Source organism: Mesorhizobium sp. P2_D5, assembly GCF_056404355.1.
The window spans coordinates 262,237-284,528 of record NZ_JBFUEE010000007.1 but is presented as its reverse complement, the minus strand read 5'-3'; the positions used below and the strand labels follow the sequence as shown (position 1 = coordinate 284,528).

The following is a 22,292-nucleotide window of genomic DNA, read 5'->3' as shown; positions in this document are numbered from 1 at the left end:
CTAAAATGGCTAAGCAGCTTCTTTGAGGATGAGCACTCGCGGAATCAACTTCCTGCATCAATGGATTGCCAACAACATCCCCGAGACGACGAAGGCCCATGTCATTTCAGTCAACGAACTCACGCACAAGCTGATTGCTGACGCGTCGGTGGTCGGAATTCGGGGGATCGAGATCGGTGAAGAGGTCGACAGCCTCTATCGAGCGATCCTCGACGCGATTGTGCATTTCGATGCGGGCTTGCCAGAATAGCCCTTACCAGCGCCATCGAGATCAGGAATATAATCCTCTCGTTGCGGCGACCCCTTCAACGGAGTTCGCCATGTCCAAAACCCTCGCCGACACCCTTGCCGCTCGCGAAACGATGTACGTCAATTGCGAGCACCCTATGTGCTGCAAGTCGGCCAAGCTCGATATCCAGGCGCTGATAGACAAGCTCGGGCCGGACCATGGTTCCATGCATTGGGATCTGGTCGGGCTCTTCGGCTGCACGGCTTGCAAGGCTGCCGGCCGCGAACGCCGGCCGGTGTTCTTCACTGTTGTTCCTGATTACGAAGGAATCAATGCGAAGCGTAACCGCGACTGGAAACCGACTTTCGGTTAGCTCACGACGTGGGTCTTTAGGGCCGGCAGCCAAGGACTTCAGTCTCAATTGCGCGATTGCTAATGTAATATAGACTTATCACCAGCGGGGGCTTTCTCGCGATGGCGGCCCGGTGGTCGTGGGCGGGCTGGGGTAAGATCACCGGGCCTGACCGGCGCGGGTTGGGGGCACTGCACTCGCCGGCTGGCGAATTATACGCCGTTCTCGCTTAGTCGACCACGTCTCGCATCGGAGTTGCGCAAACGCCTATATGCTTAGCGGAAAGCATGGAGCGGCGTCATGGCCTATACCGTCATTTGGTACACCAAGATCGGCGTTCTGGGGACGACGCCGTTCAATGATGAAAGTGCCGCCAAAAGCCACGTCGCCGATAAGTTCTCAGCAAGGCGCAGATACGATGGGGTTGTCTGTGCCGAAGTTCGCAAAAAGGAGGACGGCTCGGTCGTCTATCGTCGTGGAGGAGCAAGTAATGCCGACCGGACCTAAAGGCCAGAAACGCCCCGCCGACGTGATCGGTAATGCTGTCCGCGTCATGCGCATTGCGACAGGCGAGGAAGCCGACGACGTGCCGGACGACGGCAAGAGCGCCGCCGCCAAAGAGCTTGGTTCGAAAGGCGGAAAGAAGCGCGCCGAGAACATGACGCCAGAGCGGCGCGCCGAGATCGCCAAGAAGGCTGCGGAAAGCCGGTGGAAAGCGCGGTCCAGCATTTGCGCCCCTCCAAGCGGAGTTAGTCATACGTCCTATTTGAACAATGGGAAAGCCGCGCCATTCCGCTACGGCTGGGCACGGCTGGCTCCAGACGAGCCGTGCCAATCCTTTGAGGCAAGGTCTAGAGCCATCCATATCTCGTCTTGACTGTCGATGCCGCCGCTGAACAGGGCGATAAGGCGACGCGCCAAATGCTCCCGCGCCGGGTGAGAGCCCTCAATTCCGGCTTGCTCGCAATACTCGTCTAGAATTCTGGTGAGTGTCGCCAACTGTACTTCGTCAGCCGTGCCACGATTGGTCATCGCGCGTAACTCCCTTACAAGGGCGAAAGCGTGATCGACTCTTTCAAGCGCTCGTTGCCTTGCTAGATCGAGCGACAAAAGGACTGTACGCTTCCGACAGTCCGTTAGCGAGTCAATTCCTGACCTTGCCGGTGTGTTCCCTTTCGGCCATCAGCCTGTTGAAGGCGGCGGCATCTTGGGCAGTATCGAAGGGGCGGGCTGTGACTACTCCATCCGTGCCTAGAATGACAGCCAGGTACGGGAGCCCGAGCACTGGCGGGCTATAGACGGCGTATGAGGGCTGACGGGTTTTCATAACCGACACAATCATTTTCGCAACCTCACGCCTGCCCCGCCGCCGTTCTCGGGGATGAACTCGACGCCGGCCGCTTCGAGCGCCTTGCGAAGCGCCATGATCGTGCTGACGCGTGGATCAGGCGTTGTGCCGCGCTCGATGTTCTTGACGCTCATCTCGGAAACACCGGAGGCGTCGGCTAGCTGCTTCTGCGTTAAACCGACCATCGCGCGCGCGGCGCGAATCTGTTGTGCGGTGATCATGTGTGGTAGGCGCCCTTTATGAATAGCTAAGGCACCAATATACACCTTGCGTTTATTCGGGCAACCATTTTAGATATGCGCACCGGCCGGAAGCGCCAACTTCCGACCGGCACTTGCCATTAACCGAAGAAGGAACCTTCGATCATGACCAACCGACCTGATATCACGAATCCGTCTGCTGCCCAGGTGGTAGCGATCATCGGACGATTTTCCGGCCGAATCCTCATCGTGCAGCGGAGGTCGTCATGACCTACCTCGCAATAGCCTTGCTGCTGGCCGCGGGAGCCCTGCGGACGCGCGTGGGGCGTGGGAGCCTCGCCTACTTGCTCCTGAAGACGTCGAACGTCCTGCACGCCGCTGGCGCCCACGTCATCGACAACCTGGAGGCCGACCTCCATGGATGACCTCGCACTGACCAAAAAGGCCGAGCGCTACGTCTCCGAAATGTCAAACGCGTTTGACTTCGGGTCACCGGCGACCCGAGGTTACGAGTCCACATCTCTGGACATGACAACCACGGTTGACACCGGCCAGCAGTCAACCCCGGTTGACCTCCTGACGCTGCAGATCGACCGGACCAGCCGGAAGGCTCTGGCAACGTCCATTGAAGCTCTGATCGATATGCTCGACGAGATCAGCCCCGACGTCGACCTTGAAGAGACCGGCGACGATGAACCGTCTCTAGGCTGGACGCTCGCCGGGCGACAGGGCGAGACGTGCGACTTGGAGAAGGACGACAGCGACGACGAACCGGACAGCGAGGGAGAGCCCATGCACGGGGCCATAGAGCGTCATCCGACCTCACGGGAAAGCCCATGGGGCCGCAGTGGCGAGTTGACCGTGTCGCGCTACGGCAGCAACTCGCAAGAGGATTGGGCGGGCTCCCGCGCCACGCTCCCAGGCCATGACGATTGCGAGGCCGAGAATGAGCACGGCGGCGACGTGCTGGACGAACCGCACGACAGCGGAGACGATGACGAATACGAATTGGGCTGGACGGAGCATGTCGACCAGCGCAAGGCGGGGATCGTCGATCGGAATAGCTGGAACCATCCCGAGGGCGAGCCGCTGCTTGGCTGGTGCGAGAACCATGGCAAAGGCGTCATGCTTGGGGAACCGGCAGACGATCGCGAAGGCGACGACGAGCGGGAGCAGCCCGACAGCTACTGAAAAGTAACACGCTGCTACATTTGGCCCGCTGCCTCACGGTGGCGGGCTTTTCTCTGCCTCCTCAGCCGCTTTTATCCCTCGGTCAATTTTGGCTGTCAGGACGAAGAGGAAGTTTCCAAGCGCCTCGGCAAACTCGACAGCCTGCTTCGCTTCGTCGGGCGAAACGTGAGGCCGATTTTCGTCGGCGTGTCTGGGGCGATTGGAGCCAAGCCTGACCGAATGTGCCCACTTCGCCATGCCGTCTGTGAGCAGGTTCAGCTTCAAGGCTTCATCAATGCGGGCATATAGGCTGCCATCGGTAAGCCCGTGTTTCTTTAACATCGCATCTATGGCGCTGCCAGCCATCACTGCTGCCGCATCAGGCGCGTGAAGGGTCTCGAAAGCCTGCTGAAGGAATGTTCTAGCCGGCTCTGGAATGTCAGCGTGAGCCTCTCTGGCGTCCGGATATAGAGCGATGGCATCCATCCGGGCGCCACCCCTATCAAAGAGCATTTTTACGACGGCAACACCGTCGCATGTATTGCAGCGATAGGCTGCCCATCGTTCTTCGCCAATCGAGTTCCACCTGTCCGACCATAGCCGATTTAGATTTGGACTTGCGATCGCGCAGTGCGGGCAGCGTCCAACTCCATACAGCTTATCGCCGGGCGTATATCCGCCGGGCGTCGCCTTCACTACGATAGCGTATTGCAAACGATTGCCCCTCTCCATGTCGCGTCCATGTCGCACGGACCTGCCGATAGTCGCAGGAAACCCTTGGAAATCAATGGAAGCCGCTTGCAACATAATGCGACATGAAATCAGCCGCCCAGGTGTATTCGATGGCACCTAAGCGGCTGATTTGATTGGGAGAAATGTGGTAGCGGGAGAGGGACTTGAACCCCCGACCCCAGGATTATGATTCCCGTGCTCTAACCAACTGAGCTACCCCGCCAGGGCGGCGAAAGGCCCGAAATGCGCCTTAAATCGAAAGGCATGTCGGGGGCGTTCGCCAAGGTCGCGCGGATATAAGGTTGGGAGGGCGAGCCTGTCAAGCTTCGAAGCAACCGGCGCGCCGGCTTATTGTCATTGTCGAAAAGCTTTGCCGCGCAGACATTTGGTTGCCGCCACCGGGGTTGAGTTCGTTGGGGCACGTCGCTATGTCTCGGCCACGAGCTTTAAGAGTTGAAACAGATGAAACCGCGCATTGCAGTCCTCGGTTGCGGATACTGGGGCAGCAACCACATCCGCACCCTCAAGGCGCTCGGCGCGCTGCACGCGGTCTCCGACGCCAACCGGGCTCGCGCCGAAGGCTTCGCCAGCGAGCAGGATTGCCTGGCGATCGAGCCCGACCAGCTGTTCGTCCGTGACGATATCGACGCCATCGTCATGGCGTTGCCGCCGCAATTCCATGCCGACCTCGCGGTGCGCGCCTCCGAGAGCGGCAAGGACGTGCTGGTGGAGAAGCCGATCGCGCTGACGGTGCCGGACGCCGAGCGCGCGGTGCAGGCGGCCAAGGACAATGGCCGCGTCTTCATGGTCGGCCATGTCTTGCGTTTTCATCCCGCCTTCGAGACGCTGAAGGGGCTGATCGACAAGGGCGAACTCGGCGAAGTCCGCTACATCCATTCGCATCGGCTCGGCCTCGGCAAGTTCCACACCGAGAACGACGCGCTGTGGGACTTGGCGCCGCACGATTTGTCGATGATCCTGGCGATCACCGGCACCGAGCCGATCGAGGTGCGCGGCGAGGGCGCCGCACTGCTCGACAATCTCAGCGACTTCGCGCATCTGCACATGCGCTTTCCCAACGGCCTGCGCAGCCATCTCTTCACCTCGCGGCTCAATCCCTACCGCGAGCGGCGGCTGACCGTGGTCGGCACCAAGGCGATGGCGGTGTTCGACGACGTCGAACCATGGGAACGCAAGCTTGCCGTCTACCGCCACGCTGTGTGGCAGGACAGCGGCCAATGGGCCTTCACCACCAATGAGCCGTCCTATGTCGCGGTCGCACAAGGCATGCCGCTGACGCGTGAGCTGGAGCATTTCATCCAGTGCATCGAGACACGGGCCGAGCCGCGCACCAGCGGCGAGGAAGCGATCAGGGTGCTGCGCATCCTGACCGCGGGGACGGTCACGCATACCACGCCCAATTCCTGAGAGACCGTTTGGACTCTGTCACTCGCCGGCGCGAATTTCGAAACAGTCTCTGAGCGGGTAGCGGATTACTCGGCGGGGATCTGCGCCGGCCTGGCGGAAAGCCGCGTCAGCATGGCCTCGGCCTCGGCGCCACGCTCCGAACGCTCGATGAAGCCGCCGCCGAATACACGCGCCTCGTTGCCGTCATCGGAATAGAGCACACAGGCCTGTCCGGGCGCGATGCCGGACTCGCCGTCGACCAGTTCCACCCATGTGGCGCCAGCGCGGTGATGCAGTACGGCAGGGCGGGGCGGGCGGGTCGAACGGACCTTGGCGAACAGCTCCAGGCCACCGGCGGGGACATCGGCCAGCGGCCCGTCGCCCAGCCAGTTCATGTTGCGCAGATAGATCTTGTGCGTCTCAAGCGCCTCGCGCGGGCCGACCACAACGCGGGCGCGGTCGGCGTCGAGATGGACGACGTAAAGCGGCTCGCCGGAAGCGATGCCGATGCCGCGGCGCTGGCCGATCGTGTAACGCAGGATGCCCTCGTGGCGGCCGAGCACGCGGCCGTCGATGTGGACGATGTCACCCGGATTGGCAGCAGCCGGCTTCAGCTTGGCGATGATGTCGGAATATTTGCCCTGCGGCACGAAGCAGATGTCCTGGCTGTCCTGCTTGGCGGCAACCGTCAGCCCCATCTCCTCGGCGATGGCGCGAACCTGCGGCTTCGACAGGCCACCGAGCGGGAAGCGCAGATAGTCGATCTGCGCCTGTGTGGTGGCGAACAGGAAATAGCTCTGGTCGCGGTCGGCGTCGACCGGCCGGAAAAGCGCGCGGTGGGCGCCATTGGCGCCGGAGCGGATATAATGGCCGGTGGCCAGCGCGTCGGCGCCAAGCTCCTTGGCGGTGGCCAGAAGATCGGCGAACTTCACCGTCTGGTTGCAGGAAACGCACGGGATCGGCGTCTCGCCGGCGACGTAGCTTTCAGCAAAGGGATCGATCACCGCCTTGCGGAAGCGTTCCTCGTAGTCGAGCACATAGTGGGGAATGCCGAGAGTCTCCGACACTCGGCGCGCATCGTCGATGTCCTGCCCGGCGCAGCATGAGCCGGCCCGGTGCGTTGCCGCGCCATGATCGTAGAGCTGCAAGGTGACGCCGACGACGTCATAGCCCTCGCGCTTCAACAGGCCGGCGACGACCGATGAATCAACACCGCCCGACATGGCGACGACGATGCGGGTGTTTTCGGGACGTCCGGGAAGATCGAGGCTGTTCATGGTTCTTTCGTTCTGCGCGGCGCCTGAATGCCAATGACGCGAATATAGGTCAAGCTTTCCGGCTACGCCAGCTTGCAGGGCCGATCGACAGGCAGCGACCGGTTCCGGCGAATTGAGAGATTTTTCCGCGCCGCTGCTGCGCTTCCCTGCTGATGTTTCAAATGCCGGCGAAAAGACTAACGCGGCGTTCATGATCCTTACCTAGTCATTAGGGTCTGCTTAGGCAATTTTTAAAGCTGTGGCGGTAACGTGGCGGGGATTGGGTCTTTGAGTTTTTTGTAGAGAGTACGATGACCGATCTGGTTAGACCGAGAGTCAAGTATGTTATCGGGCCTGACGGCAGCCCTCTTACGATTGCCGATCTGCCGCCGACGAATACACGTCGCTGGGTTATCCGGCGTAAGGCGGAAGTGGTTGCGGCGGTGCGCGGCGGGCTTTTGAGCCTTGAAGAGGCATGCCAGCGCTACAAGCTCACCACCGAGGAATTCCTGTCCTGGCAGGCGTCGATCGACGAATATGGGCTTGCCGGTCTGCGCACCACGCGCATCCAGCAATACCGGCATTAGGGCATCATCCCGAAAAGTGGAATCCGGTTTTCGGAAAAGATCCTGCTCAAACACTGAGATCGAGCCGGTCAGAACAAAGATCAAAGGGCGCGGTACTCCGCGCCCTTTTGTTTTCGAAGCGCGTCTTTTGGCGCTCAGGCCGTCAGCACCACTTTGCCGATCGGCTTGGTGGCGAGAAAGGCGTGAGCCGCACTTGCCTGCTCGAGCGGGAAGCTTTTCGCCACATGGACGGCGAGCTTTTTGGCATCGATCAACCGGGCAAGTTCCAGCAGGCCTTGGCGGTCGGGCACCACCGACATGCGCTCGACCCTTATGTCGCGCGCGCTGGCCTGCGACCTGGTGGCGTCATTCACGTTCAGCAAAGACACCAGCACGCCGCCGTTCCTGACCACCTTCAGCGAACGATCGGCATGGTCGCCGCCAATCGGCTCCAGCACGAGATCAATGTCGCCAACCGTGTCGGCGAAATCGCCCTTGGTATAATCGAGAACCTCATCGGCGCCGAGCGAGCGGACGAAATCGAGCTTTTGCGGGCTGGCTGTGGCTATGACGTAGGCGCCGCGCGCCTTGGCGATCTGCACCGCCAGATGGCCAACGCCGCCGGCTGCCGCGTGGATCAGCACGCGCTGGCCTGATTTCAGCCCGCCATGGCGGACCAAGCCTTGCCAGGCGGTGAGGCCGGCCAGCGGCAATGCGCCTGCCTCGATGTGGTCGGCGCCTTTCGGCTTCAGCGCGATTTCATCGGCTGGCACAGCCGCCAGTTCGGCGTAAGCGGCGGCCTGCTTGGGGAAGCGCGGCATGCCGAACACCTCGTCGCCGACCTTGAAGCCGGTGACGCCGGCGCCCAGCGCCCCGATGGTTCCCGAGATATCCCAGCCCAGGATGAAGGGTGGCTCGCCGAGCAGGGGGTAAAAGCCGGCGCGGACGGAGCCATCGACCGGATTGATGCCGGCTGCCTTGACACGGACCCGCACCTCGCCGGCCTTTGGCGTAGGGTCGGGCTGGTTTGCAATGACAAGGACGTCGGGTCCGCCGACGGAATTCTGGATAACGGCACGCATGGATGTTCTCCTGCTTGGTTGGTGCCACTATCATTTGGATAGTAATAGTCCCTTGTCCAGTATGTACCTGAATGATATATAGGTACCCCATGGATAGTGAAGATGTGTCTCATTTCGGCTATGATGCGTACCGGCGTACGTGTGCTTCGCACACCGTGCTCGAGATGCTGGCCAGCAAATGGGTCTATCTGGTGGTTTGTGCGCTGCGCAAAGGCCGGTTGCGCAATGGCGAGCTTGCCCGCAAGCTCGATGGCATCACGCCGAAGATGCTGACGCAGACATTGCGCGTGCTTGAGCGCGACGGTCTGGTGCGGCGCGAGATCTTCCCGGTCATTCCGCCGCGCGTCGAATATGAATTGACTGAGCTTGGCCAGAACCTGGCGGGACTGCTCAACCAGATCAGGTCGTGGTCGGAACAGCATGCGCCGGACATCAAGGAGGCCAGGGCGCGGGCGACTGCTGTAAATGAGGGCGACTGGGCCGCCTAGCTTCGATCCGAGTCTTTCGTAGCCGTCCGGCAAAGGCCGGAAGCGGGATTTTGCGCTCGCCGGCAAGCGCCGACGTCGCGGACAGGCCGGACTTCAGCCGATCATGGCGCTGCGGCCGCCGACCTCGGCCTCGCGAATCTTGGTGTCGCGTGATTCGAGCATCTCAGCCTTGGAAAGCTCCGCTTCAGCTTCGCCGAGTAATGATTCGGCAGTGCTTCGCTGGTGGGCGAGGTCGCTTTGCGAATTTCTAAGGTTGTCGCGACGTAAACGCGCCGCCTTGGCAAAGGTCGGATAGGCAAAATGGTTGATGTCGGTGATGCCGGCTTTCTTTTCTTCGGCGGTGATCTGAAGCTCCAGTTCGACGGCCATGCGTTCGAACTCGGCGATCATCATGTCGAGCTGCAGCAGCTGCCGCCGCTTCTCATTCACCTGAAACTGTTTCAGCCGAACGAGGTTTTCACGTGACTTCATGATTCGGTACTCCCGGAAACGCACACCCGCACATATCGTCCAAACCGCCTGGAAAGGCCCAGGCCTTGCCCGTGTCCACCGGCTTTCCCCGAACTATAGGAAACAAAACCCTAAAGTTTTTTGCCGGCGGTAACCATTCGTTTACGGGCATTGTTAATCATACGGCTCAGGACTTAAGGCCGGGTAAAAATTCCGGCCGCCGATGCGGGAGCCGCGTCAATGAGTCTCTGGAGTCGCTTAGTCCAGGTTGTTAATGTGTTGCATTAGGAATTTGGTTCTGGGATTCGTTATTAGATTCAAGAGGGTGTAGAAAGAGGTTAAAAAATCTGGTACCGTAGTCGACGGGAAATTAGGTTTTGTTAACCATTTAATGGCAGCCTCTGCACAAGGCAACCACTGCTCCGGGTCCGGACGGGTCGTGAAATGGTCCGGCAGCAGAAAAGGGGAATGAAATGCGTGTTCTGCTGATAGAAGATGACAGTGCAACCGCACAAAGCATCGAACTGATGCTGAAATCGGAAAGTTTCAATGTCTACACGACCGATCTCGGTGAAGAGGGTGTCGATCTAGGCAAGCTCTACGACTACGACATCATCCTTCTCGATCTCAACCTGCCTGACATGTCGGGCTATGAAGTCTTGAGAACGCTTCGCCTGTCCAAGGTGAAAACCCCGATCCTCATCCTCTCTGGCATGGCCGGCATCGAGGACAAGGTACGCGGCCTCGGCTTCGGCGCCGACGACTACATGACCAAGCCGTTCCATAAGGATGAGCTGGTCGCCCGCATTCATGCCATCGTGCGGCGCTCCAAGGGCCATGCCCAGTCGGTCATCACAACCGGCGACCTGGTCGTCAACCTCGACGCCAAGACCGTTGAAGTCGGCGGCCAGCGCGTGCACCTCACCGGCAAGGAATATCAGATGCTGGAGCTGCTCTCGCTGCGCAAGGGCACCACACTGACCAAGGAAATGTTCCTCAATCACCTCTATGGGGGCATGGACGAGCCCGAGCTGAAGATCATCGACGTCTTCATCTGCAAGCTGCGCAAGAAGCTCGACGCGGCATCCGGCGGTCAGAACTACATCGAGACGGTCTGGGGTCGCGGCTATGTGCTGCGCGAACCGGAAGACATCCGCGTCAGCGCCTGAGCAGCGAGCAGCGTCCGAACTTTTCTTCGACAAAAAAACCCGGCTCCGGCCGGGTTTTTTCGTGATGGGCTGATAACTATTTGTTTTGACGCAATTTTGGACGGAAAACCGTCACACATTTTTCCTCGAAGATTGCGCCATGCCGCCCGAATCAGGCGGCGATTTTCAAGGTGCGAAAACGCTCGAGCAGTTGCGGCCGATTGAACGGCTTCAGGAGATAGCCCTGGGCGCCGGCGCGCTTGGCCCGCATAATCGAAGCGATATCGAGCTCGACCAGCGAAATCAGGATCTGCGGCCTTATCGGGCTCTCCATGGCGCGCACGCGGCGGATGAGATCGACCGCCGCCACGTCCGGCAAGGCGCCGTCGACGACGATGATGTCGGGCATGTCGGCCGCGCACATCTCCAGCGCGTCAAGTCCGCTGGCTGCCTCGATGACAACCATGTCGGAGCCGCCCAGGATGCGTTTTGCAACCTTCCTGATGACGCTTGAATCGTCGACGAACATGCAGCGTTTCATTTCCGGGTCCTCTTGCCTGTTGGCAATCCGGTGGCGTCGGGGCATCTGAAAGGCACCATAGGCCGATCTGGTAAAGAAGCCGAAAAGCGTTTAGGTAAAATTTTTGCAAAGATGCCGTTTGCGGGCTGTTCTTCGCAATGCTTCGGCACGACCAGCCCGGTGAAGCTCATCCGACTCGATCGAAGCGCCGCCGTAGCTATTGCGAATCGAAATACTTCGCTTCTTTAGGAAGTTGGCGTGGATTCAGGTGGCTGAAAGCACGATTTCTTCCGGCGTCGCGTGGATCGAGATCGTCATGTTGGCTTCGCGCGCCAGGAGCAGCGTGTAATAGGGCTGCACGGAATGCGCGTCGATCGGTTCCTCCGGCTTGTGGCCGGAATGCAGTTCGAGGAATTTCGGTGGCACGCGCAGCATCGGGCCGCTCGCAGCAAGCGCGAAACGCGGCTCGGTTTCGAGGTTTTCCAGCGTCACGGAAAGCTTGCCGCCGCGCGGAATGGCGGCGTTGGCGACGAGGAGCAGGTTGAGCAGCAGCTTGACCTTGTTCTTGGGTAGCAGCGCGCGGGTCCCGTTCCAGCTCAGTTCCGGCTTCTCGTTCTTCAGGAAGGAGATGGCGACGGCTTCGGCATCGCCGGTATCGATCAGCATGCCGGCCGACCCGGCGGCGCCGAAAGCGATGCGGGCGAACTGCAGGCGGGCAGAAGCGTTACGGGCGCTCTGGCGGATCAGCTTCATGGCGTCCTCGTCGGCGCCGCCTTCGTCGAGCAGTTCGAGCCCGTTGTTGATCGCGCCGACCGGCGAGATGATGTCGTGGCACACTCGGCTGCACAAAAGTGCCGCCAGATCGGGTGCGGAAAGGGCAAACAGATCGGCCATCGGCGAAAATCCCTGCAAAATTTCATAACTCATGGCCGAGCGATCGATTCGTCGCCTGCCCACACGAATCACGCACTCTCCTCGGGCATCCTGAATACACAGCGCCCGTGCGTGCGGCAACAAATCCGAAATTGTGGTGGCAAATGGCGTGTGCACACAGGCTGCCGACCCACCTGAGCGTCCCAAACAGCCTTTGAACCGCCATGTTCATGTGGGAGCTTAATGGTTGAAAAAGGATTACGGCATAGTTTGCCCGTAACAGTTACCCTTAACGGCCGGCTAAAAGAGCCGTACGGGGTGTGAGGCGTCGGCGAAAGTGCTCCCTGACGGAGATTGGAAGCATGTTTTCCCGATTCTGCGACCGGACTTTTTTCCGTGTCATCCCAGACCGGACTTTTGTCCGTGTCGTCCAACACCGGAGCTTTCTCCGTGTCATCTCAATGGCGATAGCGCTCATGGGCGTTCTCGTCTTCTCGACTTCGGCCCTGCGGGCCCAGGAATACACCGCCCAGGAGATTGTCGATTCCGGGCACAAGTTCTTCGGCGCGACATCGGGCGGGCTGGCCACGGTTATCGAGAAGATTTTTGCTTCCTACGGACTGCCCAACGGCTATCTGCTGGGCGAAGAGGGCTCGGGCGCGCTGATCGGCGGCCTGACCTATGGCGAAGGCACGCTCTACACCAAGAATGCCGGCGATCACAAAGTGTTCTGGCAAGGCCCGTCGCTCGGCTGGGACTTCGGCGGCGAGGGGTCGCGGGTGATGATGCTGGTCTACAATCTCGACGATGTGAGCAACCTCTACAACCGCTATGGCGGCGTCGCCGGTTCGGCCTATGTGGTGGCCGGCGTTGGCTTCAACGTGCTGAAGAACAACAATGTGCTTTTGGTGCCGATCCGCACCGGCGTCGGTGCCCGGCTCGGCGTCAATCTCGGCTATCTGAAGCTCACCGAACGCGCCACGTGGAATCCGTTCTGAGCTAATCCCGTTCCGTTGCGGCAAAGCCTTGCCGCAACGCTGGATTTCCGCCATGTCAACGTGGCACAGTCCAGCATTAGCGGTTGCCGTCCACAACGGGTAGTCACTTGGTCCAATCGGTCCTGTTCTTCGTCCTCGGCTTTCTCTGCGCCGGCTTCCTGGCGCTTATGATTGCTCCAGCCATATGGCGCCGCGCCGTCGCCCTGACGCGCAAGCGCATCGAAGCCTCGATACCTCTGACGCAAACCGAGATCCTGGCGGACAAGGATCGCGTTCGCGCCGAGTACGCCATGTCGACGCGCCGCCTCGAAATCAGCGTCAAGGCGTTGCGCGAGAAGGTGGCCGAACAGCTCGTCGAGATCAGTCGCGGCCACGAGGCGATGAAGGGCCTGGCGCTCGAGCGCATGGAGAAGAACCAGGTACTGAGCGAACTGGGGGCCACGAGCGAAATGCTGCGGCAGCGCGAGGACGAGTTGCACCATCTGTCGGACCGGCTCAAGGAAACTGAACGCAAGCTGGAGAAGCGCGCGCTCGAGCTTGAAAAGCTGGAGAGCATGTATGACGACGCCAGCTTCTCCTCCAGCAGCCGACAGATCGAACTCGTGGCGCGCGAATCCGAGATGCAGAAACTTGCGAGCGACATTGCGTTGCTGCGCGGCCAGCGCAAGGAGGCGGACAGGCGCGGCCAGGAGATCGCGGCCGAAAGCAAGGCTGCACGCGATGCCGTGAAAGCCGAGAAGAAAAAGACCGCCGACCTCGACAGGAAGGTCGAACGGCTGCTGGCCACTCTTGCCGATCGCGAGGACAAGCTCGACCGCCGCGAAAAGGAACTGGCGCGGCTGCGAGAAAAGTCGAAAGCCGAGGATACCACGCCGGCTCTGCGCCTGGTCGGCAGGGGCGGCGATGTCGCCAAGAGCGATGACGTCGACAAGGCTATCGCCAAGCTCGACAGCGACCGTGAGCGGCTCGAGGCGAGGCTGACGGTGCTGGCGCGCGAGAACAAGCAGCTGAAGGCGGATTTGACCGCGCTGGTCGTGTCCAATCCCGCGGATGGCAGCTCCGCCTTGCGCGAGCAGATGAACGAACTGGCAGCGGAGGTCGTCCATCTGACGGCCAAGCTCGAGGGACCTGATTCGCCGATCGCCAAGGCATTGGCAGTACCCTCGGATGCACGCTCCGGCAATGGTGAGCGCAGCCTTGCAGATCGCGTGCGGGCGCTGCAGGACGCGGACGCAGCAAGCTGAAATCAGTTCCTGTTTGCCGAGAAATGATGCAGCGCGATGGCTGACGCCGCCGCGACGTTCAGGCTGTCGAAGCCCTCCGACATGGTGATCCGTACCGTCTGCAAGCGCGCGAGCAGGCTTGCGGGCAGGCCTTCACCCTCGGTGCCGAGATAAAGCGCAAGGCGCTCGCGCCGCGGCGCATCGCGAATGTCGGTCTGCCCGCTCGGCGACAGCGCAAACTGGCCATAGCCGCGGCGGTCAAGCGTTGCCGTGAAGCCGGCGGCGTCGGTGAACGACGCGAAGGGAATTTTGAGCGCGGCACCGACGGAAACCCGGATCGCCTTGCGGTAGAGCGGATCGCAGCATGTCGCATCCATGAGGACCGCATCGGCGCCAAAGGCGGCGGCGTTGCGAAAGATTGAACCCATATTGTCGTGGTTGGCGATGCCGACAAGCACCACGATCAGCCTCTGGGCCGGCAAGGCATCGAGCAAGGCCTCGGCGGATTGCGGTGTCCCCTTGCGACCGATGGCCAGGATGCCGCGATGCATATGAAACCCGGCGATTGCATCCATCACCGCACCGGTGGCGACATAGACCGGCAGGTCCGCCGGCGCCTTGCTCAGGATGCCTACGAGGCCGGCCAGCCGGTTTTCCAGGACAAGCACCGATTCGGCGCCAAAACGCCCAGACGAGAGCAGCAGGTCGAGCACCACCTTGCCTTCGGCGACGAAGCGACCTTGCCGGCCGGCGAGGTCTCGCTCGCGGATATCGAGGTAGGCGGCAACGCGCAGGTCTTGCGGGTCGACGATGCGAATGGGATCCATGCGTTCCTCGTGGTCACCGCAGCCGCCCGAAAATCCGCACGGATTGCCGGCGCTCACCGTCGGCTGGGAACCACGATGCGACAATTCAGGACGATCAGCCACCTCTGTGCGCCCGGATGGACGCACATCGCCCTGAAAGCGTTGCGAGGTAAGTGGCTACAGGACGGTCAGGTTCCGGCGCGGCGCAAACGGTGCGCCATCTGGGAGAGGTCCTCCTTGCCGCTGCCGAAAATGCCGTCCAGCATGCCGAGCAGTTCGCGCACGGCATCGGATTTGCAGGAGTAGTAGATCATCTGCCGATCGCGACGGGTGTCGACGAGGTCCAGCGCCCGCAACTTGGCCAGATGCTGCGACAGGGCGGATTGGCTGAGCATCACCTTTTCGGCGATGGAGCCGACCGACATTTCACCGTCGATCAGATGGCTCATGATCAACAGCCGTTTCTCATTGCCCATCAGCATGAGAAATTCGGCTGCCAATCCGGCATTTGCGATTAGCTTAGACGAGACCATCGATCCCCCATGCTTTTTGATCATCCTGACGCCATGGGGGCAATGGCATCTGATTCCATAAACTCAGTTGCGTATAGCCGCTGCGATTCAGCGTCACTGACAAAAGGTAGAGCATTTCGTTCAAATCTCAAGTGTTGCTTTTTATCTAATGTAATTAAGCCCAGTCTCCGTGTCGGCCGCGGCCCGTCCGTTTCTGGCCATTTCGACCAGAACAGGCCGCAATTCGCGTGCCGCCTGCAAAGTTTTCGGGAAGAAAACCCGGGAAACATCGTCACCCGACACCAGATCCATACCATCGGCATCGAATCCGGCAATAATCCAGCCGTTGCCGGACACTTTCGCGAAATGCTGTGCATAAACGGCAATCGCGTCGAGATGGTCGGCGTTCATATGGTCGATGGCGGATTGTTCAGTCGCCGCAAGTTCCTCGACGATCGGTCCGCTGGTGAGCAGACCCGGTCGATCGAGCTGATAGGCCTTGCCGAAGCCGCCGTTGAGGCTGGCGCGTTGCGGCTCGAGGCGGAAGATCGAAAAGTCGCCGAGACCGGCGTAGAGTTTCGCCTTGGGATTGCGGTTGAGATAACGACGCTCGCAACGGGCGTGCTCGCTCGATCCGCGCTCACGCCGTTTCGCCTGGCAGACCAGTGACAGGCGCGGGTGCGCCAGCGGGTCGCCCTTGCCGGGTTCGCCAAGCAACAGGCAACAGCGCGCATCGGCAAGCAGCGCGCCGGTGTGCGCCGAGAGCATCGACACCAGGATCAGCGGCGCGCCGTCGATGTCGGTGGCCACGCCGACCCTGCTGGCCAGCGGCGCACCTGTCTGTGGTTCGATCACCGCCAGCGCACCAAAGCGGGCGCTGCGCAAAAGTGTCTTGGCCAGTCGGACCGCCTCGGCATCCGTCTCGCGGATTACGTCCTTCTTCGGCTCGTCCAAAGGCATCACCACAATAAGTTGATCTTCCTTGTCCGCTTATCTGTCAAACAAACCGGATTCGACAAGGTCGTCAATCTCGTTTTTCGAAAACCCGAAACGTTCAAGCACTGTCGACGGGACGAGATCATTGTCGGCGGGCTTGGTCGCAACTGTCGGCCGCGAGCCGGAGAAACGCGGCGCCGGGGCCGGGCGCTCAAATCCATCCGCCGCTACAAAGGCATTGCGCGCCCGATTGTGTGGGTGATGCTTCGCCTCCTGCAGCGACAGGACGGGGGCAACGCAGGCATCGGTTTCGGCAAACAGCCGGTCCCAGTCGTCACGCGATTTCTGCCGGACCCGGTCGGCAATGGCGGCGCGCATCGGTGGCCACAGTGCCTTGTCGTACTGGCCGCGTGAAAAGCGCTCGTCGAGCGGCAGCAGCCTGGCGAATTCGGCGAAGAATTGCGGCTCGAGGCAGCCGATGGCGACATGGTGTCCGTCTGATGTCTCATAGGTGTCGTAGAAAGGGGCGCCGGAATCGAGCAGGTTCGCGCCGCGCCTGTCGCTCCACAAGCCGGCCGCCATGAGCGCATGCAGGGGTGCCGCCAGCATCGAGGCGCCTTCGACCATCGCGGCGTCGATGACCTCGCCCTTGCCCGTGCGCGAACGTTGGAAAAGGGCGGCGAGCACGCCGGCAACCAGCATCATGGCGCCGCCAGCGTAGTCGGCGACGAGGTTGAGCGGCGGGACAGGACGGCCGCCGGCGTGGCCAACTGCGTGCAGCAGGCCCGAATAAGCAAGGTAGGTGATGTCATGGCCGGCGCGGCCCGCGAGCGGCCCGTCCTGGCCGAAGCCGGTCATGCGGCCGTAGATCAGCGCCGGATTGTGCGCCAGTACCGCTTCCGGACCGAGCGCCAGCCGCTCCATGACACCGGGGCGAAACCCTTCGAGCAACATGTCCGCCCTTTCGGCAAGGCGCAGCATCAGATCGGTGCCTTCCCGGCGTTTCAAGTCGAGGTGCAGGATGGCGCGGCCGTGACGGTCGATGTTGTATTCATCCGACATCGACGGGAGAGGCCGGGTCGTCCCCGCCCGTTCGACGCGCAGCACTTCGGCGCCCATCTCCGACAGCATCAGGCCGGCCAGCGGCACGGGACCAAGCCCGGCCATCTCGATCACCTTCAGTCCGGCAAGTGGACCGGTCTTCCCGGCAGTTGACAGACCGGCGCTCACGACCGGCTATTTCGGAGCCATGCGAATGGCGCCGTCGAGACGAATGGTCTCGCCATTCAACATCTGGTTTTCGATGATATGCAGCGCAAGCGCCGCATATTCGGATGGCTCGCCCAAGCGGGACGGGAAGGGCACGGCGGCGCCCAACGAATCCTGCACATCTTGCGGCATGCCGGCCATCATCGGCGTCTTGAAGATGCCGGGCGCGATGGTGCAGACGCGGATGCCGGAACGGGCGAGATCGCGCGCCACCGGCAGTGTCATGCCGACGACGCCGCCCTTGGAGGCTGCATAGGCGGCCTGGCCGATCTGGCCGTCATAGGCGGCGACAGAGGCGGTGTTGACGATGACGCCACGCTCGCCGCCTTGCAGCGGGTCGAGCTTCGCGGCGCGGTCCGCGACGAGGCGGATCATGTTGAACGTGCCGATCAGATTGACCTCGATCACCTTGCGGTACTGATCGAGCGGATGCGGACCATCCTTGCCGATCGTCTTCACGCCGATGGCGATGCCGGCGCAATTGATCAGGATACGCGGCTCGCCAAGCTTGGCCGCGACCTCGGCAAGAGCGGCAGTCCCACTATGGGCGTTGCTAACGTCGCACTGGACGGCAATACCGCCGATCTCGGCCGCGACCTTCGCCGCGCGATCGATACCGACATCGAAGATGGCGACGCGGGCGCCTTTGGCGGCCAGCGCGCGCGCCGTAGCCTCGCCAAGACCGGAGCCGCCGCCGGTAATGATCGCGATCTGGCCATTCGGGTTCATGCCGACATCCTTTTAATCTTAGGGACAGTGGGACGGATCAGGCGCCAGATCGACCGGGAAGGTCAAGCCATCGCTGCGATATGGTCGCCAACCCTGGCCTGATCGGCGTGGCAGACCTCGCCCGAAAGCCTGGCGACCGCGCCCGGCGCGATCTCGTGCGACAGCAGCCGGTCAAGATCGACGGGGCGCGGCATCGATATCTGGCCGCGCGGAATGCGCTTGAAACCGAGCGGTCCGTAGTAGGGCTCGTCACCAACCAGCATCACGGCGGGCGCGCCGGCCTTGGCGGCCGCCTCCAGCGCGATCGCAACCAGCCGACGGCCGATGCCGAGGTTCTTGAAGGCTGGCCGCACCGCAAGCGGCCCAAGCATCAATGCGCGGCCGGCACCGGCGGCGATGCGGGTCATGCGCACCGAGGCGACGACGAGGTCGCCGTCGACGGCGACGAACGACAGCGAGCGTTCGTGCCCGCCGGCCTCGCGGATCTTGTAGGCGGCCAGCACGAAACGGCCGGGCCCGAAGGCTTCGTCGTTGATCGCTTCGATCTGGAGGTCATGCGCCGGGGTTTCCGGCAGGTATTTCACGTCGGCAAGGCTCATGGTCTTTGCGTTCCGATAGGGAGGAAAGGTTTGCTGCAAACGGCAGCATTCGCCAGTCAGCGCTTCATCAAGCGCGGGCGCCCTTTCGTCGTCGGTCAAACCGGATCAAAGCAAAGTCGAACATGCGGATTGTCCGCTAGCATCAATTTCCTGCCGCTGCAATCGGCGGCTTGATGGTCCACCCGACCGCTTGACGGTCTGTTCAGCACCAGGTGATTCCACGGCGTGCCTTCGTGCCCTACATGGGAAGCAAGCAGGAAAGGACATGCGATGGGATTGCTGGTCGAAGGTAAATGGCAGGACCGCTGGTATGACACCAAGGACAGCGGAGGCAAGTTCGTGCGCACGCAATCGCAGTGGCGCGACTGGATCACTCGCGACGGGACGCCGCCTGCGGGCCGCAGCCGCGGCTTCAAGGCGGAGCCCGGCCGCTACCATCTCTATGTCTCGCTCGCTTGCCCGTGGGCGCACCGGACGCTGATCTTTCGCGCGCTGAAGAAGCTGGAAGGCATCATTTCGGTGTCGGTGGTGCATCATTTCATGGGCGCCAATGGCTGGACGTTCGTGGCGCAGGATGGCGCGACCGGCGACACGCTCTACGGCCTCGATTTTCTGCACCAGATCTACACCAAGGCCGATCCTGCCTATTCCGGCCGCGTGACGGTGCCGGTGCTATGGGACAAAAAGGAGCAGACCATCGTCTCCAACGAATCCTCCGAGATCATCCGGATGCTGAATTCGGCCTTCGACGAATGGGGCGATGCCAGCCTCGATTTCTATCCCAAGGCGCTGCGCGGCGAGATCGATGCGATCAACGCGCTGGTCTATCCCGCCCTCAACAACGGCGTCTATCGCGCCGGCTTCGCCACCACGCAAGGCGCCTATGAGGAAGCGTTCGGCGAGCTGTTCGCGGCACTCGACACGTTGGAAGACCGCCTCTCAAAGCAACGCTATCTGGTGGGCGACCACATCACCGAAGCCGACTGGCGGCTGTTCACCACGCTGGTGCGCTTCGACCCGGTCTATGTCGGCCATTTCAAATGCAATCTGCGCCGCATCGCCGACTACCCGAACCTGTCCAACTATCTGCGCGACCTCTATCAGGTGCCGGGCGTCGCCGGGACCGTGAACCTCAATCACATCAAGGCGCATTATTACGGCAGCCACGAGACGATCAACCCGACACGGATCGTGCCGGTTGGGCCGGAACTGGACTATGACGCGCGGCATGACCGGGGAAGGTTCAAGAAGGCGGCGTGATCACCAGTAGGGCGATGCCTGCTCGCCGCCAAAAACCTCGGCGATCCGCCGTAGCGTCGCTGGTGTCGTGCCTTCCGGCAAACGGTCCAGGGGAAAGAAGCCGGACTCGGCGATCTCGTGGTCCGGCAGCTTCGGCGCCGTCTGACTGAAATGCTCGATCAGATAGAGACCGACATGGTCGCGCTGGCTGGCCCGACGGTTGAAATGCATCGACCTCAGCGCCGGCGATGAGGTCAGTGTGATGTTGCCTTCCTCGGCCAGTTCGCGCGCCAGTGCCTCACCAAGCGTCTCGCCAACTTCGACGCCGCCGCCAGGAAGCTGCCAGCCCGGCACATAAGTGTGGCGAATGAGGAAGACGGAATTGGATGCCGTGTCGTGAACCAGACCGCGCACGCCGAGCGTCATCGGCCGCCGCAACACGAAATAGAGATGGAACAAGCGGGCCCGGAGGCCCGCCCAACCGGTCTGACGGAAGGTCTTCTCCGGATCAGTCTGCATCAGGTGCGAAACCGTGGTGGAAAGCGGGGGGCGCGTCGCATATGAAGGATGGATGTTCAGGCTCGCGCATATTTCCGATGTCCATCTGGGGCCGCTCCCCGATGTATCCTATCGCGATCTCGCCTCCAAGCGCGTGCTCGGCTACGTCAACTGGCAGCGCAACCGCCGCCGCCATATGCATGATGCCGTCATCGACGCGATCGTCGCCGACATCAAGGCGAACACGCCTGACCACCTCGCCGTCACCGGTGACCTGGTCAATCTGGCGCTCGACGGCGAGATCGAGATGGCCAGGCACTGGCTGGAGACGCTGGGATCGCCGCAGGATGTCTCGGTCGTTCCTGGAAACCACGATGCCTATGTGCCCGGCGCCTTCGACAAGGTCTGCCGGTCCTGGGCGGCCTGGATGAGTGGCGACGGTGTCAACACGCCGGTCGACCGCAACGCATTCCCCTATCTGCGCGTGCGCGGCGATGTCGCGCTGATCGGCATCTCGACAGCGCGTGCCACGGCGCCGTTCATGGCCAATGGCTTCTTCATGGAGGGTCAGGCGAAACGACTTGGCAAGCTGCTCGACGCCACGGCCGGGCAAGGGCTGTTTCGCGCGATCATGATCCATCATCCGCCGGTGCGCGGCGCCGTCTCGCAGCACAAGCGGCTCTTCGGCATTGCCCGCTTCCACAAGATCATTCGCCGCCATGGCGCCGAACTTGTCCTGCACGGCCATTCGCATCTGCCGTCGCTGTTCTTCATCGGCAACCGGAGCGCCAAGGTTCCGGTGGTCGGGGTTGCCGCCGCCGGCCAGGCGCCGGGCGGCAAGCACCCGGCGGCGCAGTACAATCTGTTCGACATCGATGGCGAAAAGGGCAATTGGCGGATCCGGCTGACGCGGCGCGGCCTGACCGGGCCGTCCATACCGCCGTCCGATCTGCAGACGCTGGAGCTTGGCGCGGAGGCCGGTGCGGCTATGGCCGCACGTTGAGAACCATGGCCACGATGCGGTCCCACAACAGGATGACCGACACCACCAGTCCGACCAGAGCGCCGGCGGCGACCAGGCCAAGGCCCGACAGAAACGCCGACCAGGCCTTGCCGCGCGTCTTCGAGCGCAGTGGCGGTTCGGCTTCCGGCACATCGGCGCGTGTCAAGCCGGCGAAGGCCGGCTCGACCCCGCCTTCCATCATCTTCTGGCGCTCGACGATCCGCTCGGCAACATAGCGCGTCACCTGATCAGCAACGGGCTTCATGTCGGTCGATTCGGCAAGCACCACCCGGCCGATGCGGGTGTCCCTGAGAAAGCGATAGGTGCGGCGATCGCGCCCCATGGCGACATGGCTGACGGCATCGATCCACAGGCGTGGCTGCAAGCCGGACGAGACGACAAAGTCGAAATTGTCCATGTCGGCGGGAACATCGGCAAAAACCGGCGCCAGTTCGGCAGCAAGCAGCTCGAGGCGCATGCGATGGGCTTCGCGCATGTCGACGACGACGTCGTCGCGGTCGGCGAAGGCATTCTTCACATCACGGACGGCATCCGACAGTTGCCTCGACTGATCGATGGTCTTCTCGCCTGCTTCCTTCATCGGCGTTCGCCTCGCGGGTTTGGTTAACACGGGGTTAACACAGCCGCCTGTAAAATGC

General features: G+C 61.7%; 29 protein-coding genes and 1 tRNA gene. 14 read left to right on the top strand and 16 right to left on the bottom strand.

Annotation, left to right across the window (positions count from 1 at the left end):
• Positions 1-28 precede the first annotated feature (28 nt).
• The 4 genes from AC1DYW_RS27450 (at position 29) to AC1DYW_RS27435 (ending at position 1,458) form a co-directional block, all read left to right on the top strand.
• A complete protein-coding gene (locus AC1DYW_RS27450) occupies positions 29-250 on the top strand; it encodes a DUF768 domain-containing protein (RefSeq protein WP_477228273.1) in 222 nt (73 codons plus the stop codon).
• Between the two features lie 70 nt (positions 251-320).
• Positions 321-602, top strand: coding sequence for a hypothetical protein (locus tag AC1DYW_RS27445; protein WP_477228272.1), 282 nt, complete (start codon positions 321-323; stop codon positions 600-602).
• A 279-nt stretch (positions 603-881) separates the two neighbouring features.
• Positions 882-1,088: a hypothetical protein gene (locus AC1DYW_RS27440; protein ID WP_477228271.1), complete on the top strand. Its 207-nt coding sequence runs from the start codon at positions 882-884 to the stop codon at positions 1,086-1,088.
• Positions 1,072-1,458, top strand: a complete 387-nt coding sequence (locus AC1DYW_RS27435; protein WP_477228270.1) for a hypothetical protein — start codon at positions 1,072-1,074, stop codon at positions 1,456-1,458. Before AC1DYW_RS27440 ends, AC1DYW_RS27435 begins: the two co-directional genes overlap by 17 nt.
• Before the next feature lie 461 nt (positions 1,459-1,919).
• On the opposite strand, the gene AC1DYW_RS27430 is transcribed toward AC1DYW_RS27435, so the two are convergent.
• The gene (locus AC1DYW_RS27430) at positions 1,920-2,150 is read right to left on the bottom strand and encodes a helix-turn-helix transcriptional regulator (protein WP_477228269.1); all 231 of its coding nucleotides are present in this window, start codon (positions 2,148-2,150) and stop codon (positions 1,920-1,922) included.
• Positions 2,151-2,395: 245 nt separating this feature from the next.
• Between AC1DYW_RS27430 and AC1DYW_RS27425 the strand changes: the two genes are divergently transcribed.
• Positions 2,396-2,554 carry a hypothetical protein gene (locus AC1DYW_RS27425; RefSeq protein WP_477228268.1) on the top strand — a complete coding sequence of 53 codons (159 nt, stop codon included), beginning with the start codon at positions 2,396-2,398 and terminating at the stop codon, positions 2,552-2,554.
• A complete protein-coding gene (locus AC1DYW_RS27420; RefSeq protein ID WP_477228267.1) occupies positions 2,547-3,320 on the top strand; it encodes a hypothetical protein in 774 nt (257 codons plus the stop codon). The genes AC1DYW_RS27425 and AC1DYW_RS27420 overlap by 8 nt, the downstream gene beginning before the upstream one ends.
• A 33-nt stretch (positions 3,321-3,353) precedes the next feature.
• Here the strand turns inward: AC1DYW_RS27420 and AC1DYW_RS27415 are convergent, their stop codons facing one another.
• Both AC1DYW_RS27415 and AC1DYW_RS27410 read right to left on the bottom strand, forming a co-directional pair.
• A complete protein-coding gene (locus AC1DYW_RS27415; protein WP_477228266.1) occupies positions 3,354-3,785 on the bottom strand; it encodes a DUF4145 domain-containing protein in 432 nt (143 codons plus the stop codon).
• 392 nt (positions 3,786-4,177) lie between these two features.
• Positions 4,178-4,254: transfer RNA gene (locus AC1DYW_RS27410), tRNA-Met, on the bottom strand.
• A gap of 239 nt (positions 4,255-4,493) precedes the next feature.
• Here AC1DYW_RS27410 and AC1DYW_RS27405 point away from each other — a divergent pair.
• On the top strand, positions 4,494-5,459 hold the full coding sequence (locus AC1DYW_RS27405; RefSeq protein ID WP_095081773.1) for a Gfo/Idh/MocA family protein: 966 nt from the start codon (positions 4,494-4,496) through the stop codon (positions 5,457-5,459).
• 65 nt (positions 5,460-5,524) lie between these two features.
• On the opposite strand, the gene mnmA is transcribed toward AC1DYW_RS27405, so the two are convergent.
• A complete protein-coding gene (gene mnmA, locus AC1DYW_RS27400; RefSeq protein ID WP_477228265.1) occupies positions 5,525-6,715 on the bottom strand; it encodes a tRNA 2-thiouridine(34) synthase MnmA in 1,191 nt (396 codons plus the stop codon).
• A 290-nt stretch (positions 6,716-7,005) separates the two neighbouring features.
• On the opposite strand from mnmA, the gene sciP reads away from it, so the two are divergent.
• Positions 7,006-7,281, top strand: coding sequence for a CtrA inhibitor SciP (gene sciP, locus AC1DYW_RS27395; RefSeq protein WP_006203587.1), 276 nt, complete (start codon positions 7,006-7,008; stop codon positions 7,279-7,281).
• A 134-nt stretch (positions 7,282-7,415) separates the two neighbouring features.
• Here sciP and AC1DYW_RS27390 read toward each other — a convergent pair whose 3' ends face one another.
• A complete protein-coding gene (locus tag AC1DYW_RS27390; protein WP_477228264.1) occupies positions 7,416-8,342 on the bottom strand; it encodes an NADP-dependent oxidoreductase in 927 nt (308 codons plus the stop codon).
• A gap of 89 nt (positions 8,343-8,431) precedes the next feature.
• On the opposite strand from AC1DYW_RS27390, the gene AC1DYW_RS27385 reads away from it, so the two are divergent.
• Entirely contained in the window at positions 8,432-8,830 is a 399-nt protein-coding gene (locus AC1DYW_RS27385) for a winged helix-turn-helix transcriptional regulator (protein WP_477228263.1), read from the top strand.
• A 93-nt stretch (positions 8,831-8,923) separates the two neighbouring features.
• Here AC1DYW_RS27385 and AC1DYW_RS27380 read toward each other — a convergent pair whose 3' ends face one another.
• Positions 8,924-9,301, bottom strand: a complete 378-nt coding sequence (locus tag AC1DYW_RS27380; RefSeq protein ID WP_095090783.1) for a flagellar export protein FliJ — start codon at positions 9,299-9,301, stop codon at positions 8,924-8,926.
• 452 nt (positions 9,302-9,753) lie between these two features.
• On the opposite strand from AC1DYW_RS27380, the gene ctrA reads away from it, so the two are divergent.
• The gene (gene ctrA / locus AC1DYW_RS27375) at positions 9,754-10,449 is read left to right on the top strand and encodes a response regulator transcription factor CtrA (protein ID WP_006203583.1); all 696 of its coding nucleotides are present in this window, start codon (positions 9,754-9,756) and stop codon (positions 10,447-10,449) included.
• A 151-nt stretch (positions 10,450-10,600) separates the two neighbouring features.
• On the opposite strand, the gene AC1DYW_RS27370 is transcribed toward ctrA, so the two are convergent.
• On the bottom strand, positions 10,601-10,969 hold the full coding sequence (locus tag AC1DYW_RS27370) for a response regulator (RefSeq protein ID WP_095090784.1): 369 nt from the start codon (positions 10,967-10,969) through the stop codon (positions 10,601-10,603).
• 243 nt (positions 10,970-11,212) lie between these two features.
• On the bottom strand, positions 11,213-11,842 hold the full coding sequence (gene chpT, locus AC1DYW_RS27365; protein WP_477228333.1) for a histidine phosphotransferase ChpT: 630 nt from the start codon (positions 11,840-11,842) through the stop codon (positions 11,213-11,215).
• Positions 11,843-12,282: 440 nt separating this feature from the next.
• Here chpT and AC1DYW_RS27360 point away from each other — a divergent pair, with 440 nt between their 5' ends.
• Positions 12,283-12,819: a DUF1134 domain-containing protein gene (locus AC1DYW_RS27360; RefSeq protein ID WP_246461785.1), complete on the top strand. Its 537-nt coding sequence runs from the start codon at positions 12,283-12,285 to the stop codon at positions 12,817-12,819.
• 107 nt (positions 12,820-12,926) lie between these two features.
• Positions 12,927-14,063, top strand: a complete 1,137-nt coding sequence (locus AC1DYW_RS27355) for a coiled-coil domain-containing protein (protein WP_477228262.1) — start codon at positions 12,927-12,929, stop codon at positions 14,061-14,063.
• Positions 14,064-14,065: 2 nt separating this feature from the next.
• On the opposite strand, the gene AC1DYW_RS27350 is transcribed toward AC1DYW_RS27355, so the two are convergent.
• The 6 genes from AC1DYW_RS27350 to AC1DYW_RS27325 form a co-directional block, all read right to left on the bottom strand.
• Positions 14,066-14,869, bottom strand: coding sequence for a TrmH family RNA methyltransferase (locus tag AC1DYW_RS27350; protein WP_477228261.1), 804 nt, complete (start codon positions 14,867-14,869; stop codon positions 14,066-14,068).
• A gap of 167 nt (positions 14,870-15,036) precedes the next feature.
• Complete coding sequence (locus AC1DYW_RS27345; RefSeq protein WP_477228332.1) at positions 15,037-15,381, bottom strand: ArsR/SmtB family transcription factor; 345 nt, start codon at positions 15,379-15,381, stop codon at positions 15,037-15,039.
• A 141-nt stretch (positions 15,382-15,522) separates the two neighbouring features.
• Positions 15,523-16,320, bottom strand: coding sequence for a HugZ family pyridoxamine 5'-phosphate oxidase (locus AC1DYW_RS27340; protein WP_477228331.1), 798 nt, complete (start codon positions 16,318-16,320; stop codon positions 15,523-15,525).
• Positions 16,321-16,350: 30 nt separating this feature from the next.
• On the bottom strand, positions 16,351-17,526 hold the full coding sequence (locus AC1DYW_RS27335; RefSeq protein ID WP_457153894.1) for a CaiB/BaiF CoA transferase family protein: 1,176 nt from the start codon (positions 17,524-17,526) through the stop codon (positions 16,351-16,353).
• Between the two features lie 6 nt (positions 17,527-17,532).
• On the bottom strand, positions 17,533-18,294 hold the full coding sequence (locus AC1DYW_RS27330) for a 3-hydroxyacyl-CoA dehydrogenase (RefSeq protein WP_457153895.1): 762 nt from the start codon (positions 18,292-18,294) through the stop codon (positions 17,533-17,535).
• 62 nt (positions 18,295-18,356) lie between these two features.
• On the bottom strand, positions 18,357-18,893 hold the full coding sequence (locus AC1DYW_RS27325) for a GNAT family N-acetyltransferase (RefSeq protein WP_095091689.1): 537 nt from the start codon (positions 18,891-18,893) through the stop codon (positions 18,357-18,359).
• Positions 18,894-19,163: 270 nt separating this feature from the next.
• Between AC1DYW_RS27325 and AC1DYW_RS27320 the strand changes: the two genes are divergently transcribed.
• A complete protein-coding gene (locus AC1DYW_RS27320) occupies positions 19,164-20,153 on the top strand; it encodes a glutathione S-transferase family protein (protein ID WP_457154256.1) in 990 nt (329 codons plus the stop codon).
• Here the strand turns inward: AC1DYW_RS27320 and AC1DYW_RS27315 are convergent, their stop codons facing one another.
• Positions 20,154-20,651: an NUDIX domain-containing protein gene (locus AC1DYW_RS27315; RefSeq protein ID WP_457154255.1), complete on the bottom strand. Its 498-nt coding sequence runs from the start codon at positions 20,649-20,651 to the stop codon at positions 20,154-20,156.
• A 52-nt stretch (positions 20,652-20,703) separates the two neighbouring features.
• On the opposite strand from AC1DYW_RS27315, the gene AC1DYW_RS27310 reads away from it, so the two are divergent.
• The gene (locus tag AC1DYW_RS27310) at positions 20,704-21,633 is read left to right on the top strand and encodes a metallophosphoesterase family protein (protein ID WP_457154254.1); all 930 of its coding nucleotides are present in this window, start codon (positions 20,704-20,706) and stop codon (positions 21,631-21,633) included.
• Here AC1DYW_RS27310 and AC1DYW_RS27305 read toward each other — a convergent pair.
• Positions 21,617-22,234, bottom strand: coding sequence for a hypothetical protein (locus AC1DYW_RS27305; protein WP_457154253.1), 618 nt, complete (start codon positions 22,232-22,234; stop codon positions 21,617-21,619). The genes AC1DYW_RS27310 and AC1DYW_RS27305 overlap by 17 nt on opposite strands.
• Between the last annotated feature and the right edge of the window lie 58 nt (positions 22,235-22,292).

Excerpts from the sequence above, each read along its gene's own strand:
- AC1DYW_RS27450 (WP_477228273.1), top strand. The coding sequence starts at position 29 with ATGAGCACTCGCGGAATCAACTTCCTGCATCAATGGATTGCCAACAAC.
- AC1DYW_RS27445 (WP_477228272.1), top strand. The coding sequence starts at position 321 with ATGTCCAAAACCCTCGCCGACACCCTTGCCGCTCGCGAAACGATGTAC.
- AC1DYW_RS27440 (WP_477228271.1), top strand. The coding sequence starts at position 882 with ATGGCCTATACCGTCATTTGGTACACCAAGATCGGCGTTCTGGGGACG.
- AC1DYW_RS27435 (WP_477228270.1), top strand. The coding sequence starts at position 1,072 with ATGCCGACCGGACCTAAAGGCCAGAAACGCCCCGCCGACGTGATCGGT.
- AC1DYW_RS27430 (WP_477228269.1), bottom strand. The coding sequence starts at position 2,150 with ATGATCACCGCACAACAGATTCGCGCCGCGCGCGCGATGGTCGGTTTA.
- AC1DYW_RS27425 (WP_477228268.1), top strand. The coding sequence starts at position 2,396 with ATGACCTACCTCGCAATAGCCTTGCTGCTGGCCGCGGGAGCCCTGCGG.
- AC1DYW_RS27420 (WP_477228267.1), top strand. The coding sequence starts at position 2,547 with ATGGATGACCTCGCACTGACCAAAAAGGCCGAGCGCTACGTCTCCGAA.
- AC1DYW_RS27415 (WP_477228266.1), bottom strand. The coding sequence starts at position 3,785 with ATGGATGCCATCGCTCTATATCCGGACGCCAGAGAGGCTCACGCTGAC.
- AC1DYW_RS27405 (WP_095081773.1), top strand. The coding sequence starts at position 4,494 with ATGAAACCGCGCATTGCAGTCCTCGGTTGCGGATACTGGGGCAGCAAC.
- mnmA (WP_477228265.1), bottom strand. The coding sequence starts at position 6,715 with ATGAACAGCCTCGATCTTCCCGGACGTCCCGAAAACACCCGCATCGTC.
- sciP (WP_006203587.1), top strand. The coding sequence starts at position 7,006 with ATGACCGATCTGGTTAGACCGAGAGTCAAGTATGTTATCGGGCCTGAC.
- AC1DYW_RS27390 (WP_477228264.1), bottom strand. The coding sequence starts at position 8,342 with ATGCGTGCCGTTATCCAGAATTCCGTCGGCGGACCCGACGTCCTTGTC.
- AC1DYW_RS27385 (WP_477228263.1), top strand. The coding sequence starts at position 8,432 with ATGGATAGTGAAGATGTGTCTCATTTCGGCTATGATGCGTACCGGCGT.
- AC1DYW_RS27380 (WP_095090783.1), bottom strand. The coding sequence starts at position 9,301 with ATGAAGTCACGTGAAAACCTCGTTCGGCTGAAACAGTTTCAGGTGAAT.
- ctrA (WP_006203583.1), top strand. The coding sequence starts at position 9,754 with ATGCGTGTTCTGCTGATAGAAGATGACAGTGCAACCGCACAAAGCATC.
- AC1DYW_RS27370 (WP_095090784.1), bottom strand. The coding sequence starts at position 10,969 with ATGAAACGCTGCATGTTCGTCGACGATTCAAGCGTCATCAGGAAGGTT.
- chpT (WP_477228333.1), bottom strand. The coding sequence starts at position 11,842 with ATGGCCGATCTGTTTGCCCTTTCCGCACCCGATCTGGCGGCACTTTTG.
- AC1DYW_RS27360 (WP_246461785.1), top strand. The coding sequence starts at position 12,283 with ATGGCGATAGCGCTCATGGGCGTTCTCGTCTTCTCGACTTCGGCCCTG.
- AC1DYW_RS27350 (WP_477228261.1), bottom strand. The coding sequence starts at position 14,869 with ATGGATCCCATTCGCATCGTCGACCCGCAAGACCTGCGCGTTGCCGCC.
- AC1DYW_RS27345 (WP_477228332.1), bottom strand. The coding sequence starts at position 15,381 with ATGGTCTCGTCTAAGCTAATCGCAAATGCCGGATTGGCAGCCGAATTT.
- AC1DYW_RS27340 (WP_477228331.1), bottom strand. The coding sequence starts at position 16,320 with ATGCCTTTGGACGAGCCGAAGAAGGACGTAATCCGCGAGACGGATGCC.
- AC1DYW_RS27330 (WP_457153895.1), bottom strand. The coding sequence starts at position 18,294 with ATGAACCCGAATGGCCAGATCGCGATCATTACCGGCGGCGGCTCCGGT.
- AC1DYW_RS27325 (WP_095091689.1), bottom strand. The coding sequence starts at position 18,893 with ATGAGCCTTGCCGACGTGAAATACCTGCCGGAAACCCCGGCGCATGAC.
- AC1DYW_RS27320 (WP_457154256.1), top strand. The coding sequence starts at position 19,164 with ATGGGATTGCTGGTCGAAGGTAAATGGCAGGACCGCTGGTATGACACC.
- AC1DYW_RS27315 (WP_457154255.1), bottom strand. The coding sequence starts at position 20,651 with ATGCAGACTGATCCGGAGAAGACCTTCCGTCAGACCGGTTGGGCGGGC.
- AC1DYW_RS27310 (WP_457154254.1), top strand. The coding sequence starts at position 20,704 with ATGTTCAGGCTCGCGCATATTTCCGATGTCCATCTGGGGCCGCTCCCC.
- AC1DYW_RS27305 (WP_457154253.1), bottom strand. The coding sequence starts at position 22,234 with ATGAAGGAAGCAGGCGAGAAGACCATCGATCAGTCGAGGCAACTGTCG.